14 protein-coding genes are annotated in these 15,035 nt (G+C 63.2%); all 14 read left to right on the plus strand.

The features are described from left to right. The first annotated feature begins 3 nt into the window (after positions 1–3). A complete protein-coding gene (locus ACFOD4_RS06450) occupies positions 4–567 on the plus strand; it encodes a NuoB/complex I 20 kDa subunit family protein (protein ID WP_379595109.1) in 564 nt (187 codons plus the stop codon). Further along, positions 560–1,222 carry an NADH-quinone oxidoreductase subunit C gene (locus tag ACFOD4_RS06455; protein ID WP_379595110.1) on the plus strand — a complete coding sequence of 221 codons (663 nt, stop codon included), beginning with the start codon at positions 560–562 and terminating at the stop codon, positions 1,220–1,222. Before ACFOD4_RS06450 ends, ACFOD4_RS06455 begins: the two co-directional genes overlap by 8 nt. Further along, positions 1,219–2,436 (plus strand): NADH-quinone oxidoreductase subunit D, encoded by a 1,218-nt coding sequence (locus tag ACFOD4_RS06460; RefSeq protein ID WP_379595111.1) that lies wholly within the window; start codon positions 1,219–1,221, stop codon positions 2,434–2,436. The genes ACFOD4_RS06455 and ACFOD4_RS06460 overlap by 4 nt, the downstream gene beginning before the upstream one ends. Continuing rightward, positions 2,433–3,062 carry a complex I 24 kDa subunit family protein gene (locus ACFOD4_RS06465; protein WP_379595112.1) on the plus strand — a complete coding sequence of 210 codons (630 nt, stop codon included), beginning with the start codon at positions 2,433–2,435 and terminating at the stop codon, positions 3,060–3,062. Before ACFOD4_RS06460 ends, ACFOD4_RS06465 begins: the two co-directional genes overlap by 4 nt. 4 nt (positions 3,063–3,066) lie before the next feature. Beyond that, positions 3,067–4,377, plus strand: coding sequence for an NADH-quinone oxidoreductase subunit NuoF (nuoF, locus tag ACFOD4_RS06470; protein ID WP_379595113.1), 1,311 nt, complete (start codon positions 3,067–3,069; stop codon positions 4,375–4,377). A 4-nt stretch (positions 4,378–4,381) separates the two neighbouring features. Then, positions 4,382–6,442, plus strand: coding sequence for an NADH-quinone oxidoreductase subunit NuoG (gene nuoG, locus ACFOD4_RS06475; RefSeq protein WP_379595114.1), 2,061 nt, complete (start codon positions 4,382–4,384; stop codon positions 6,440–6,442). A 6-nt stretch (positions 6,443–6,448) separates the two neighbouring features. After that, positions 6,449–7,456 carry an NADH-quinone oxidoreductase subunit NuoH gene (gene nuoH / locus ACFOD4_RS06480; protein WP_379595115.1) on the plus strand — a complete coding sequence of 336 codons (1,008 nt, stop codon included), beginning with the start codon at positions 6,449–6,451 and terminating at the stop codon, positions 7,454–7,456. Between the two features lie 62 nt (positions 7,457–7,518). After that, the gene (gene nuoI / locus ACFOD4_RS06485) at positions 7,519–8,007 is read left to right on the plus strand and encodes an NADH-quinone oxidoreductase subunit NuoI (RefSeq protein ID WP_379595116.1); all 489 of its coding nucleotides are present in this window, start codon (positions 7,519–7,521) and stop codon (positions 8,005–8,007) included. 127 nt (positions 8,008–8,134) lie between these two features. Continuing rightward, positions 8,135–8,848 (plus strand): NADH-quinone oxidoreductase subunit J, encoded by a 714-nt coding sequence (locus ACFOD4_RS06490; protein WP_379595117.1) that lies wholly within the window; start codon positions 8,135–8,137, stop codon positions 8,846–8,848. Between the two features lies 1 nt (position 8,849). Beyond that, complete coding sequence (gene nuoK, locus ACFOD4_RS06495) at positions 8,850–9,158, plus strand: NADH-quinone oxidoreductase subunit NuoK (protein ID WP_379595118.1); 309 nt, start codon at positions 8,850–8,852, stop codon at positions 9,156–9,158. Positions 9,159–9,162: 4 nt separating this feature from the next. Beyond that, the gene (nuoL, locus tag ACFOD4_RS06500; RefSeq protein WP_379595119.1) at positions 9,163–11,079 is read left to right on the plus strand and encodes an NADH-quinone oxidoreductase subunit L; all 1,917 of its coding nucleotides are present in this window, start codon (positions 9,163–9,165) and stop codon (positions 11,077–11,079) included. Next, complete coding sequence (locus tag ACFOD4_RS06505) at positions 11,076–12,587, plus strand: NADH-quinone oxidoreductase subunit M (protein ID WP_379595120.1); 1,512 nt, start codon at positions 11,076–11,078, stop codon at positions 12,585–12,587. The genes nuoL and ACFOD4_RS06505 overlap by 4 nt, the downstream gene beginning before the upstream one ends. A gap of 2 nt (positions 12,588–12,589) precedes the next feature. Next, a complete protein-coding gene (gene nuoN, locus ACFOD4_RS06510; RefSeq protein WP_379595121.1) occupies positions 12,590–14,011 on the plus strand; it encodes an NADH-quinone oxidoreductase subunit NuoN in 1,422 nt (473 codons plus the stop codon). Further along, positions 14,008–14,745: a biotin--[acetyl-CoA-carboxylase] ligase gene (locus ACFOD4_RS06515; RefSeq protein WP_379595122.1), complete on the plus strand. Its 738-nt coding sequence runs from the start codon at positions 14,008–14,010 to the stop codon at positions 14,743–14,745. The genes nuoN and ACFOD4_RS06515 overlap by 4 nt, the downstream gene beginning before the upstream one ends. Positions 14,746–15,035 lie beyond the last annotated feature (290 nt).

Genomic DNA, 15,035 nt, shown 5'->3' on the forward strand with positions numbered 1-15,035 from the left:
CCCATGAGCAGCACCAGCGACAAGGCCGATCTGGCCTGGAACAAGCAGGCCCTGCAACCCGGTCCCGGGCAGGACGCGGTTGTGCGCGGCGTGACGGAAGAGATCGAGGATAAGGGCTTCGTCGTCGCCAACCTCGACAAGGTGGTGAATTGGGCGCGCACTGGCAGTCTGTGGCCAATGACCTTTGGTCTGGCCTGCTGCGCTGTCCCGATGATCCATGCCTACATGCCGCGCTACGATCTGGATCGTTTCGGCGTTATTCCACGTGGTTCACCGCGGCAGTCGGACGTGATGATCGTGGCCGGGACCCTGACCAACAAAATGGCTCCGGCGCTTCGCAAGGTTTACGATCAGATGGCCGAGCCGCGTTGGGTCATCTCCATGGGCAGCTGTGCCAATGGCGGCGGCTACTACCATTACAGCTACAGCGTGGTTCGCGGTTGTGACCGCGTGGTGCCGGTAGACGTCTATGTTCCCGGCTGCCCGCCCACGGCCGAGGCGCTGGTTTATGGCATTCTGCAATTGCAGAAGAAGATCCGCCGCACGGGGAGCATTCTGCGTGGCTGACGATACCGAGAACGTTCCCGCCGCTGCCGCTCTGCCGACGGCACAGCAAGTCCTCTTGAACGCCGTACTGGCCTCCGTGCCGGGTGATGTCCTGTTGCGGTCGCAGATCGCCCGTGGATCGGAGGTCGAGATCGAGGTGCGGCGAGATGCGCTGCATCCTGTTCTGCAGCTGCTCCGCGACAAGCCAGATTTCGCTTTTGAGCAGTGCGTCGATATTTGCGGCGTGGACTGGCCCGGCCAGGAGCTGCGCTTCGAGGTGGTCTACAACCTCCTTTCCTTGACCCATAACCATCGCATCCGGGTTATCACCCGCACGGATGCCGTTCAGGTGGTGGCCACGGTTTCTGACCTGTGGCCCTCCGCAACGTGGTGGGAGCGCGAAGCCTGGGACATGTACGGGGTAGTGTTCGAAGGCCAGATCGATCTTAGGCGTATCTTGACCGACTATGGCTTCCAAGGGCATCCGCTCCGCAAGGATTTCCCGCTGACGGGTTACTCCGAGGTCCGCTATGACCCCGAGCGGCAGCAGGTTGTCTATGAGCCTGTGAAGTTGACGCAGGATTTCCGAAACTTCGATTTCCTTTCGCCCTGGGAAGGCATGACCACCCTTCCCGGTGACGAGAAGGTGCATCTCAACCGGATCACCCGCGAATGAGCCTCAGCACCGACGACACGCCCGCCGCCGGCAATACCCGGACGGTGGAAATCGACAGCCACACCATCAATTTCGGTCCGCAGCATCCGGCTGCCCACGGCGTGTTGCGCCTGGTGCTGGAGATGCAGGGAGAGCTGGTGGAGCGCGCCGACCCGCATATCGGCCTCCTGCATCGTGGCACCGAGAAGCTGATCGAGCACAAGAGTTATCTTCAGGCACTGCCGTACTTCGATCGGCTCGACTACGTTTCTCCTATGGCGCAGGAGCATTGCTTCGCGCTGGCGACCGAGAGGCTGCTGGGCATCGAGGCGCCGATCCGCGCACAGTTTATTCGCGTGCTGTTCGCCGAGATCAGCCGTGTGCTGAACCACATCCTCAACATCACCACCTACGCCCTCGATGTGGGCGCCACCACGCCCTCTCTCTGGGGTTTCGAGCAGCGCGAGATCCTGCTGGAATTCTATGATGCGACCTCCGGCTCGCATTACCACGCCAACTATTTTCGCCCGGGCGGCGTGGCCAAGGACATGCCGGCCGACCTGCCGGCGCGCATCGCCGAGTGGGCCGACGGCTTTCCGAAGTTCATCGACGATCTGGAGCGGCTGCTGACAGGTAACCGTATTTTCAAGCAGCGCACGGTGGATATCGGCATCATGACCGCCGAAGAGGCGATGGCGTGGGGCTTCTCCGGCCCCTGCATCCGTGCCTCGGGCTGCGCCTGGGATCTGCGGCGCGCCCAGCCTTACGACGTGTACGATCAGCTTGAGTTCGAGATCCCGGTGGGCAGCCACGGGGATTGCTACGAGCGCTACCTGGTCCGCATCGCCGAGCTGCGCGAAAGCCTGAAGATCATCAAGCAGTGCTTGGCCCAGATGCCTGGTGGCCCGATCAAGGTGCAGGACAGCAAGATCGCCCCGCCAACCCGCAGCGAGATGAAGCGCTCGATGGAAGCGCTGATCCATCACTTCAAGCTTTATTCCGAAGGGTACCACGTGCCTGCCGGCTCCACCTACACGGCGGTCGAGGCTCCGAAGGGCGAGTTCGGCGTGTACCTGGTGGCGGACGGCACCAATCGGCCGTATCGCTGCAAGATCCGTGCGCCCGGCTTCGCGCACCTGCAGGCCATGGAGAAGCTTTCCAAGGGCCACATGCTGGCCGACGCGGTGTCCGTGATCGGCAGCCTCGACATCGTTTTCGGGGAGATCGACCGGTGAGCGCGCCGCAGCATCAGGAACCCACCAGCTTCTCCTTCGATGCGGAGAGCGATGCGCAGATCGAAACGATCCTGAAGCGCTACCCCGAGGGCAAGAAGGCCAGCGGGGTCATTCCGCTGCTTTACGTGGTGCAGAAGCAGATGGGACGGCAGACCGGCAGCGCCTGGGTGCCGCGCGTGGCCATGGACGAGGTGGCTGTGCGTCTCGGGATGGCGCCGATCCGCGTCTATGAGGTCGCCACCTTCTACTTCATGTTCAACACCAAGCCGATCGGCCGATACCACTTGCAGGTCTGCGGCACCACGCCCTGCTGGCTGCGCGGATCGGACGATGTGCTCCGCGCCTGCAAGGATGCGGGGCACCTCAAGGGTTATGGCGACACCAGCGATGATGGTCTGTTCACCATGACCGAGGTCGAATGCCTTGGCGGCTGCGTGAATGCACCGATCCTGCAGGTGGATGACGACTACTACGAGGACATGGATTACGACAGCACGGTGAAGCTGATCGAGGCGCTGAAGCGCGGCGAGCGGCCGAAGCCCGGCAGTGCCAGGGGCCGCCTGTGCAGCGCTCCGGAAGGCGGCCCGGAGACGCTGTTGGACATCCCGTTGGCGGAGGAGAAGTGACGCCATGCCGCTGAGCGACAAGGACCGCATCTTCACCAACCTGTACGGCATCCATCCCTGGAATCTCCGGGAAGCGCGGCGACGCGGCAACTGGGACAACACGGCCGGCCTGATCGCAAAAGGGCGCGACTGGATCATCGAGGAGGTGAAGCAGTCCGGTCTGCGTGGGCGCGGAGGCGCTGGCTTCCCGACCGGCATGAAGTGGAGCTTCATGCCCAAGGAAAGCGTGGATGGGCGCCCATCCTACCTTGTGGTGAACTGCGACGAATCTGAGCCCGGCACCTGCAAGGACCGGGACATTGTCCGCAACGATCCGCACACCCTGATCGAGGGCTGCCTGCTGGCCGGTGTCGCAATGGGCGCGCATGCCGGTTACATCTACATCCGCGGCGAGTACTACAACGAGCACTTGGTGCTGCAGTCCGCCATCGACGAGGCCTACGATGCCGGGCTGTTGGGCAAGAATGCCGCTGGCGCCGGCTGGGATTTCGATCTCTACGTCCATCGCGGTGCAGGCGCATACATTTGCGGCGAAGAAACAGCGCTGATCGAGAGTCTGGAAGGCAAGAAGGGCATGCCGCGCCTGAAGCCGCCTTTTCCGGCCGCTGTGGGCCTGTATGGCTGCCCGACCACGGTGAACAACGTCGAGACCATTGCCGTTGTGCCGGAGATCCTGCGGCGCGGCGGCGCGTGGTTCGCGTCGTTTGGCCGTCCGAAGAACAGCGGCACCAAGGTGTTCTGCATCCAGGGCCACGTGAACAAGCCCTGCAACGTGGAAGCCGAGATGAGCATCCCGATGCGGGAGCTGATCGAGCGCTATGCTGGGGGCGTGCGCGGCGGCTGGGACAACCTGCTGGCGGTGATCCCCGGAGGCTCGTCGACACCGTTGCTGCCGAAGCACATCTGCGACGACGTGCTGATGGATTTCGATTCCCTGCGCGAGCAGAAGTCGGGCCTCGGCACGGCGGCGGTGATCGTGATGGACAAGTCGACCGACATCATCAAGGCGATCGCCCGGCTTGCGGACTTCTACAAGCATGAGAGCTGCGGGCAGTGCACGCCTTGTCGTGAGGGCATGGGCTGGCAGAAGCGCCTGATGGCCCGCATGGTCGAGGGCCGGGCCGAACTGAACGAGATTGACGTGCTGGAAAGCGTCACACGCCAGATCGAGGGTCACACCATCTGTGCTCTCGCCGATGGCGGCGTGTGGCCGGTGCAGGGCTTGATCCGGCACTTCCGGCCGGTGATGGAAGAACGCATCGCCGCGTACAAGGCGAAGAAAGCTGGCGGCCCGATGCCGCTGGCGGCGGAGTAGAGCCATGGCGAAGGTCACGGTTGACGGGATCGAGATTGAGGTTCCGAACGGCGCCACTGTGCTGCAGGCTTGCGAAGCCGCGGCCAAGGAAATCCCGCGCTTCTGCTACCATGAGCGGCTGAGCGTCGCGGGCAATTGCCGGATGTGCCTGGTCGAGGTGGAGCGGGCGCCCAAGCCGGTCGCCTCCTGCGCCTACCCGGTGGCGGATGGCATGAAGGTGTTCACGGACAGTGCGATGGTCCGCAACGCCCGCCGCAACGTCATGGAATTCCTGCTGATCAACCATCCGCTGGACTGCCCGATCTGCGACCAGGGCGGCGAGTGCGATCTGCAGGATCAGGCAACGGCCTATGGCGGGCAGGGCGGCCGCTACGTCGAGGAAAAGCGGGCAGTCAAGGACAAGTATCTTGGCCCGCTCGTCAAGACGATCATGAACCGCTGCATCCAGTGCACCCGCTGCGTGCGCTTCGCGACCGAGGTCGCGGGCGTGCCGGAGCTTGGCGCAACCGGCCGCGGCGAAGACATGCAAATCGGCACCTATGTCGAGAAGGCGTTGACCACAGAGCTGTCGGGCAACCTGATCGACATCTGCCCGGTCGGCGCACTCACCAGTCGTCCCTACGCCTATGTGGCTCGGCCCTGGGAGCTGAAGAAGACCGACAGCATCGATGTGCTCGATGCCACCGGCACCAACATCCGCATCGACACGCGCGGCCCTGAAGTGGTGCGCATCCTTCCCCGCGTGAATGAGGATGTGAACGAGGAGTGGATGGCCGATCGCGGCCGCTTCTCCTTCGATGGCCTGAAGCGCAAGCGGCTCGACCGTCCCTGGATCCGCAAGGACGGCAAGCTGCGGCAGGCGAGTTGGGAAGAGGCCTTTGCCGCCATCTCCGCAAGGATGGCCGGCGTCGCGGGTGACAAGGTCGGCGCCATTGCCGGTGACCTGGTTGATGCCGAGAGCGCCTTTGCGCTGAAGACCCTGTTGCGGGGACTCAATTCGCCGCATACCGACTGCCGGCAGGATGGCGCCGTCATCGATGCATCGCGCCGAGACTTCTACCTGTTCAATTCCGGCATTGCCGGAATCGACGAGGCCGACGCGCTGGTGATCATCGGCAGCGATCTTCGCAAGGAAGCTCCGGTCATCAATGCCCGGATCCGCAAGCGCTGGATGAGCGGCGCATTGCGGGTCGCGTGCATTGGGCCAGAGGGGCTCGACCTCACCTACCGCACGGAGCATCTGGGCGAGGGAGCCGCGGCGATCTCCTCGTTGATCGACGGCAGCCACAGCTTTGCCGAGGAACTGCGGAAGGCCAAGAGGCCCATGGTCATTCTGGGCCGATCGGCACTGGCCCGGCGCGACGGCGCAGCGGTTCTGGCCGCTGCCTGGGAGTTAACCAGGACGTTCGGTGGATTGTCGGCCGACTGGCATGGCTTCAATCTGTTGCATCATTTCGGCGGCCAGGTCGGCGCGTTGGATGCGGGGTTCCTCCCTGGTGAAGGTGGGCTGGACGTGGCCGGGATGCTGGACGCCGGCCTCGACGCATTGTGGCTGCTGGGTGCCGACGAAATCGATCCGGCCCGGATTTCCGCCGGCACTTTCGTGGTCTATCAGGGTCACCACGGCGACCGCGCCGCGGCACGGGCGGATGTTATCCTGCCCGGTGCCGCCTATCCCGAAAAGGAAGGCACGTACGTGTCGACCGAGGGGAGGGTGCAGCATGGTCGGTTGGCGCTTCATCCGCCGGGCGAGGCGCGGGAGGACTGGCGCATCATCCGCGCCGCCGGAGCTGCCCTGGATGTGAGCATGGGCTTCGACACGCTGGACGCCTTGCGAACCAGGATGGTGGAGGCCAATCCGGCATTCGGCCTTGTGGATGGGCGCATCGCCGGCGGCTGCAACGATACCACCGGGCCAGCCGCGTCCGGTCAGCTGGGGAGCGAGGCTTTCTCTTCGCCCATCCAGGATTACTGGTTGGCCGACAGCATCAGCCGCGCCTCGGAAACGATGGCGCAGTGCAGCCAGGTCTACAACAATCCCGCGCCGCGGCTGGCGGCGGAGTAAGCCCCGATGGAAGCCTTTCTTGCCTCCCCATTCGGGGTGCTGATCATCACGGCACTGCAGACCCTGGCGATGCTGGTGCCGCTGCTGATCGCCGTTGCGTACATGACCTATGCCGAGCGCAAGATCATGGCGGCCATGCAGATGCGTGTCGGCCCGAACGTGGTGGGGCCGTTCGGCCTTCTGCAGCCCTTCGCCGACGCTGCGAAGATGCTGCTGAAGGAAACCATCATCCCGTCCGGTGCCAACCGGGCGCTGTTCATCTTCGGGCCGGTGCTGACCTTTATCCTGGCGATGATTGCCTGGGCGGTGATCCCGGTGAACGAGGGATGGGCGATTGCCGACATCAATGTAGGCATTTTGTATCTTTTTGCTGTCAGCTCCCTTGGTGTGTACGGCATCATCATCGCCGGCTGGGCATCGAACTCGAAATACGCCTTTCTGGGCGCGCTGCGCTCGGCAGCGCAGATGGTGAGTTACGAGGTCTCCATGGGCCTCGTCATTGTCACGGTTCTGCTGTGCGTCGGTTCGCTGAACCTGACCGAGATCGTGCTGGCGCAGAAGACGGTGTGGTTCTTCATCCCGCTCTTCCCCATGTTCATCATCTTCTTCATCTCGACATTGGCGGAAACCAACCGTCCGCCCTTCGATCTGGCGGAAGGGGAGTCTGAGCTGGTGGCCGGCTTCATGGTGGAATATTCCTCCATGACCTACGCGCTCTTCTTCCTTGGCGAATACGCCAACATGTTCCTGATGTCGGCCATGACGACCACCCTGTTCCTGGGTGGATGGCTGCCGCCAATGGACATCGCGCCCCTGAACTGGGTGCCAGGGCCCATCTGGTTTATCCTGAAGATCTGTCTGTGCATGTTCACCTTTGTCTGGGTACGCGCGACCTTCCCGCGGTACCGGTACGACCAGTTGATGCGCTTGGGCTGGAAGGTCTTCCTGCCCTTCAGCCTGGTCTACCTGGTGCTGACGGCCTTCGTGCTGAAGCTGGCGGGGTGGCTGCCGTGACCTCCGCGGATAAGATGTTGACCACGACGGGCGCGGGCTGCCCCCGCGCAATGAGGTAAAAAATGGCAACGCTGGACCGCATGGCGCGCAGTCTGCTGCTGACCGAGCTGGCCTCGGGCATGGCGCTGACGCTGAAGTATTTCTTCAGCAAGAAGTCGACGATCAGCTACCCCTACGAGAAAACGGCGCTGTCACCCCGCTTCAAGGGAGAGCATGCCTTGCGGCGCTATCCCAATGGCGAGGAACGCTGCATCGCATGCAAGCTGTGCGAGGCCGTGTGCCCCGCGCTGGCGATCACGATCGAGGCTGAGCCGCGCGAAGACGGTTCGCGGCGCACGACGCGCTACGACATCGACATGACGAAGTGCATCTACTGTGGGCTCTGCGAAGAGGCCTGCCCGGTGGATGCGATTGTCGAGGGCCCCAATTTCGAGTTCGCGACTGAAACGCGGGCGGAGCTGTTCTACGACAAGGACCGCCTGCTCGCGAATGGCGACCGGTGGGAGCCGGAAATCGCCAAGCGGCTCGAGCTTGACGCGCCCTATCGCTGATTGAGGCAGGAGGGATGGTTCCGGCCGTGACATCCCTCTGCCTTTACAACACGGCCCCGCCCGGCTCCCAGGGCGGCTCTTCTTGGAACGGTGCCATGATGCTGCATCTGCGCGCGGGCGGGCCGCGATGATCGCCGCTCTTGCCTTCTACATCTTCGCGGCCATCCTGATCGCCAGTGCGGTCATGGTGGTGACCAGCCGGAACCCTGTGCACAGCGTGCTGTTCCTGATTCTGGCCTTCTTCAACGCCGCCGCCCTGTTTCTGATGGCGGGCGCCGAGTTCCTGGCGATGATCCTGGTGATCGTCTATGTGGGCGCGGTCGCGGTGTTGTTTCTGTTCATCGTCATGATGCTGGACATCGACTTTGTGCAGCTTCGACAGGGATTCCAGCGCTATGCACCGGTCGGTGCAGTGATTGGTGCGATCCTGTTCCTGGAACTGCTGTTCGTCTTCGGCGCCTGGCAATTTGCGCCGGACGCCGCGGCGCTGCGCGTCAATGCGATCCCGGCCGATCCGTCGCTGACCAACACCGAGGCTCTCGGCCTGCTGGTCTACACAGAGTATGTCTATCTCTTCCAGGTTGCCGGGTTGATCCTGCTGGTTGCCATGATCGGTGCCATCGTCCTGACGCTCCGCGACAAGCCGGCCAACAGCAAGCGGCAGGACATCGCCACCCAGGTTGCGCGTGGCGAGGCCGTGGTGTTGACCCAGGTTCCCTCCCGCGCCGGGCTTTCAACGCTCGGCATCACCCGCCGCAAGCTGCCTGAGCAGCCGAAGCCACGGCAGGTCGCGCACCATGGCGGCCATGGGCACGAGCATGAGAACGGGGGGCACCACTGAGATGAGCATCGGTCTCGGTCATTACCTAACGGTGGGCGCGATCCTCTTCGTGCTCGGCGTCTTCGGCATCTTCCTGAACCGGAAGAACGTCATCGTCATCCTGATGTCCATTGAGCTGATCCTGCTTTCGGTGAACCTGAACCTGGTGGCCTTCTCCGCGGCCCTGCAGGACCTTACCGGCCAGGTCTTCGCCATGTTCGTTCTCACCGTCGCGGCGGCCGAGGCGGCGATCGGCCTCGCCATCGTCGTCATCTACTTCCGCAACCGCGGCAGCATCGAGGTGGAGGATATCTCCACTCTGAAGGGCTGAAGCCATGTATGTCGGTGCTGTCTTCTTTCCCCTCCTGGGGGCGTGCATCTGCGGTTTCTTTGGCCGTTGGCTGGGCGATAAGCTCGCTCAATGGGTGACTGTGGTGTGTATGGCGCTGGCCGCGCTGTGCGGCGTCGCGGCCTTCATCCAGGTCGCCTATGGCCATGCGCCCACCACCATCGATATCGCCACGTGGCTGGATGTCGGTGGACTGCAACTGTCCTGGGCGCTGCGCTACGACACGGTGGCTGCGGTGATGGTCGGCATGGTGACCGTCGCGTCCACCATGATCCACCTCTACAGCGTCGGTTACATGTCGCATGACCCGACGCAGCCGCGCTTCTTCGCCTACCTCTCCCTCTTCACTTTCATGATGCTGATGCTGGTGACGGCCGATAACCTTCTGCAGCTGTTTTTCGGCTGGGAAGGGATCGGCCTCGCGAGCTACCTGTTGATCGGCTACTGGTACGAGAAGGAAAGCGCCAATCGCGCAGCGATGAAGGCCTTCATCGTCAATCGCGTGGGCGATCTGTTCTTTATGCTCGGCATGGCGCTGACTTTCTGGACTTTTGGCACCATCGAGTTCAACGGCATCTTCCAAGGTGTTGAGGCGGCGCAGAACATGACCTTCGCCGGCCTGCCGGTGCTGGAAGTGATTGCCCTGCTGCTATTCCTTGGTGCCATGGGCAAATCGGCTCAGATCGGCCTGCACACCTGGCTGCCAGATGCCATGGAAGGCCCGACGCCGGTTTCCGCGCTGATCCATGCGGCGACGCTGGTGACCGCCGGTGTGTTCCTGATGGCACGCATGTCGCCCGTCGTGGAGTATGCGCCGAACGTTCTGGGCTTTATCACCTTTATCGGTGCGACCACGGCATTCTTCGCCGCCTCGGTCGGCATGGTGCAGAACGACATCAAGCGGGTGATCGCGTACTCGACCTGCTCGCAGCTCGGCTACATGTTCTTCGCCATCGGCGTTGGCGCATACCAGGCCGCCGTGTTCCACCTGTTCACCCACGCCTTCTTCAAGGCGCTGCTGTTCTTGTCGGCCGGCTCGGTGATCCACGCCATGTCGGACGAGCAAGATATCCGCAAGATGGGCGGCATCTGGAAGAAGATCCCGGTCACCTATGCGATGTTCTGGATCGGCTCCTTGGCGCTCGCCGGGGTTCCTTACTTCGCTGGCTACTTCTCCAAGGATTTCGTGCTCGAAGCGGCCTATGCCGGATCCGGCTGGACGGCCAAGTACGCTTTCATTCTGGGCATTGTTGCCGCCTTCATGACCGCCTTCTATTCCTGGCGCCTGATCATCATGACGTTCCACGGGGCGCCGCGTGCGGACCATCATGTCATGGAGCACGTGCATGAAAGCCCCATGGTGATGCTGCTCCCGCTCCTTGGTCTGGGAATTGGTGCGGTGTTTGCCGGTGCGTATTTCTACGAGGATTTCGTGGGGCATCATTGGGCCGAGTTCTGGAACGGTTCCATCGTCAACGCGCCGCACAACCACATCATGCATGACGCGCACGAGGTGCCGAGCTGGGTTCCGCTGGCGCCGACGGTTGTCGGCGTGCTGGGTATCGCCCTGGCCTATGCGCTCTACATGTTCATGCCGCAGGTGCCTGGACGGATCGCCGCCGCGGTGCCGGGGCTGTACCGCTTCCTGCTGAACAAGTGGTATTTCGACGAGCTGTACGACAGGATCTTTGTGCGCCCGATCCGTGCCCTGGCGCAGACGCTGTGGAAGACCGGTGACGTCAAGATCATCGACGGTATGCCGAACGGCGCCGCCGCGCTGACGCTGCAGGCTTCCGGTCGCGTGGTGAAGCTGCAATCCGGGCGTGTGGCGAACTACGCCTTCGCCATGATCATCGGGCTTGTCCTGTTCGTGTCCATCTTCGTGTTCGGGGTCGGCCGATGAACGCCGCAGGTTTCCCTTTGCTCTCGCTGCTCACCTTCCTTCCGCTGGTGGGCGCGGGCATCATCCTGTTTGTCCGGGGGGAGGAGGCTGCCGTCGCCTCCAATGCCCGGTGGACCGCGCTGTGGACCAGCCTGATCACCTTCGTCCTTTCGCTGATGCTGTGGTTCCAGTTCGACAAGACAACGGCTGACTTCCAGTTCGTCGAGCAGATCGACTGGATGCCGGAATTCGGCCTGGGCTACCACATGGGGGTGGATGGCATCTCGGTGCTGTTCGTGCTGTTGTCGACCCTGCTGACGCCGATCTGCATTCTGGCGTCCTGGGAAGCGGTGCAGAACCGGGTGCGGGAATACATGATCGCCTTCCTGGTCCTCGAGACCATGATGGTCGGGATGTTCGCGTCGCTCGACATCGTCATGTTCTATATCTTCTTCGAAGGTGTGCTGATCCCGATGTTCCTGATCATCGGGGTTTGGGGAGGGGCACGGCGCGTCTACGCGGCCTACAAGCTGTTCCTTTACACGCTGCTTGGCTCGTTGCTGATGCTGCTGGCGGTTCTGCTGCTGTGGTACGAGGCTGGCACCTCGTCCATCCCGGCGATCTTCAACCTGACCCTGTCTCCCACGGTGCAGGTGTGGCTGTTCCTGGCCTTCTTCGCCTCCTTCGCCGTGAAGGTGCCGATGTGGCCGGTGCACACCTGGCTGCCGGACGCCCATGTTGAGGCGCCGACGGCAGGCTCAGTCATCCTGGCCGGCGTTCTGCTGAAGATGGGTGCCTATGGCTTCCTGCGGTTCTCTATTCCTCTGTTGCCGCAAGCGGTCGAATGGTTTGCACCGCTGATCTTCGCCCTTTCGGTGATCGCCGTGGTCTACACCTCACTAGTGGCCCTGGCGCAGGAGGATATGAAGAAGCTGATCGCTTATTCCTCCGTTGCTCATATGGGAATCGTGACGATCGGCATCTTCACCCTGAACCATCAGGGCATCTCTGGCGCCATCTTCCAGATGCTGAGCCACGGCGTGGTATCGGGCGCGCTCTTCCTCTGCGTCGGCGTGCTGTACGACCGGGTGCATAGCCGCGAGATCCTTCGCTACGGCGGCGTTGCCAAGATCATGCCCGCCTATGCGATGGTCTTCATGCTCTTCACCATGGGCTCGGTGGCGCTGCCCGGTACGGCTGGGTTTCCCGGTGAGTTCCTGGTGATCGTGGGGGCTTGGCAAGCCAACCCCTGGGTGGCGCTGGGTGCCGCGCTCGGCATGATCCTCGGCGCATGTTACATGCTTTGGCTGTATCGCCGCGTCGTCTTCTCCAGGATCACGCGTGAGGATCTGAAGACACTGCTCGATCTCAGCCCTCGGGAATATGCCACCTTCGCTCCGCTGATCCTGCTGACTCTGTGGATGGGGCTGTATCCGTCTTCCTTCCTTTCCTTCTTCGAGGCCAGCGTTACGGCGATGGTCGCCCGGCATGAGGCCGCCATGGCCCTGCCGCGCCTGGCCGGGATGTGACCATGAACACCTGGACGCTCATCCTCCCTGAAATGGCTCTGGCGCTGGCCGGGCTGGTGATCCTTACGGCGGGCGTGCTGCCGAAGCGCGACACCTATTTCGCCACGAACATGGCGAGCTTTGGCGCGCTGGCACTGGCCGCCGTGCTGGTTCTCGCCCAGCCGGACGGAACAGCCTTCAACGGCCAGTACGTGGCCGACGCCTTCACCAAGTTCATGAAGTTCATCACCCTGATCGGCGCGGCGCTGGGCCTGCTTCTGGCTATGGACTGGAACGCCAAGGAGGGGCTGGCCAAGTTCGAGTTCCCGCTGCTGCTGCTGTTCAGCAGCCTTGGCATGATGGTGATGATCTCCGCCAACGATCTGATCGCCCTCTACATGGGCCTGGAGCTGCTCTCGCTATCGCTCTACGTGATCGCGGCCTTTAATCGGGACAGCGAGCGTTCCTCGGAAGCCGGCCTCAAGTACTTCGTGCTGGGCGCGCTGGCGTCGGGCCTTCTGCTTTATGGCTCCAGCCTGGTCTACGGCTTCTCCGGCAGCACCAACTTCACCCAGATCGCGGAAGCGGTGGCCGGCAGCGACAACATCCCGTTCGGATTGGTGATCGGCCTGGTGTTCGTGCTGGCGGCGCTGTGTTTCAAGGTGTCGGCGGTACCGTTCCACATGTGGACGCCCGACGTTTACGAAGGCGCTCCCACCCCGGTCACGGCTTTCTTCGCGTCTGCCCCGAAGGTTGCCGCCGTCGCCCTGCTGGTGCGGGTTGTCGCGGTTCCCTTCGCCGAGCTGATGGTGCAGTGGCAGCAGGTGCTGCTGATTGCCGCGATCCTTTCGATGATCCTCGGAGCTTTTGCCGCGATCGGTCAGCAAAGCATCAAGCGGCTTATGGCCTATTCTTCGATCGGGCATGTGGGCTACGCGCTGATCGGGCTGGCCGTTGGCAGCGAGATGGGCGTCCGCGGCCTGCTGCTCTACATGGCGATCTATCTCTTCACCAATGTCGGCGCCTTTGCGGTGCTGATCGCCATGCGCCGGAAGGGGCGGGCGCTCGAAGGGATCGACGATCTGGCAGGGCTCGGCAAGACCGATCCCGCCATGGCCCTGGCCATGACGATCTTCATGCTGTCCATGGCAGGCATCCCGCCGCTGGCAGGCTTCTTCGGCAAGCTTTACGTGTTCCTCGCAGCCGTGCAGGGGGGCTTCTGGACCCTGGCCGTGATCGGGGTCCTGTCTTCGGCCGTGTCGGCCTACTACTACCTGCGCATCATCAAAGTCATGTACTTCGACTCCGGTGAAGCGCTGGATCCACGGCCGGCCAGCCTCTCTGCTGTGCTGGCGGGGACCGGCCTGTTTACCGCCTTCTTCTTTCTGTTCCCTGGCCCCTTTCTGGCCGCGGCACAGGCGGCAGTTGCCGCCCTGATCGGGTGAGCCGGAGCTGCGACTTCTGGCGCCTGCGGATCCACGAGGAACTGGCCAGCACCCAGGATGAGGTGCTGGCGGCAGCGAAGGCGGGCGAGCCCGCCGGCCTCGCCATTATGGCGCGGCGGCAGTCGGCGGGTCGTGGCACACAGGGTCGCGTCTGGCATGCTCCAGACGGCAATCTTTCGCTGTCGGTTCTGCTGCGTCCGTCCACGCCAGCGCGGGATATCGCGCAATGGGCCTTGCTGACTGCGGTGGCCCTCGGCTGCGTGCTGGCCTCGACATTGCCGTCCACCGCCGCGATGACCTTCAAATGGCCCAATGATGTGCTGCTGGACGGCGGCAAGGTGGCCGGCATCCTGGCCGAGGCAGCCCTGGATCAGGACAGGGTTGCCTGGTTGGTGCTGGGCATCGGAGTGAACCTTTCCGCCGCTCCTGAGCTTCAGGATCGGCCATCGGCCTGCCTTGCCGATGTTGCGCCGCCCCCTTTGCCGGAGAACTTCGCGGACAGGCTGCTTCCGGAACTCGCTAGGTGGTCCCAGCTTGCGGAAAGGGATGGCTTCGCGATGATCCGGCAGGCTTGGTTGAAGCGGGGGCCTGTGCTCGGTTCCCCCCTCAAGGTTCGCGCTGGAAAGAATGAGCTGGCCGGCACCTTCCTCGGCCTCGATGAACGCGGCCGTCTTCTTCTTCTGGAGGACCGAGGCGGCACACACGTGGTAGCGGCCGGCGAGGTCTGGCACTGAACCTCCTACCGAATGCCTGCGCGCTTGACCCGCGGGGTGATGCGGCTGCGGTTGCTTGCCGTGGATGAGGCCGCCGCCTAACCTCCTTGCAGAATGCACTGCCTGCAGCGCTGCCACTTCAAACCCACGAAGGTGCCCGCCTTCCGCGCCATTAGAGACCGTCGCACCGAATATGCCGGGCGCTGGCCGGCAGCGCCTCGATCCTGGCCAGCAGAAGGCCGTGTCCCGGTAACCGCCATCCAGGGGCTGCGGCAACGGCAGGGGGGATTGGCTGGCTTACCGAACCGTTG

The sequence above is a fragment of the Teichococcus globiformis genome, assembly GCF_042646265.1.
Taxonomy (GTDB): Bacteria; Pseudomonadota; Alphaproteobacteria; order Acetobacterales; family Acetobacteraceae; genus Pseudoroseomonas; species Pseudoroseomonas globiformis.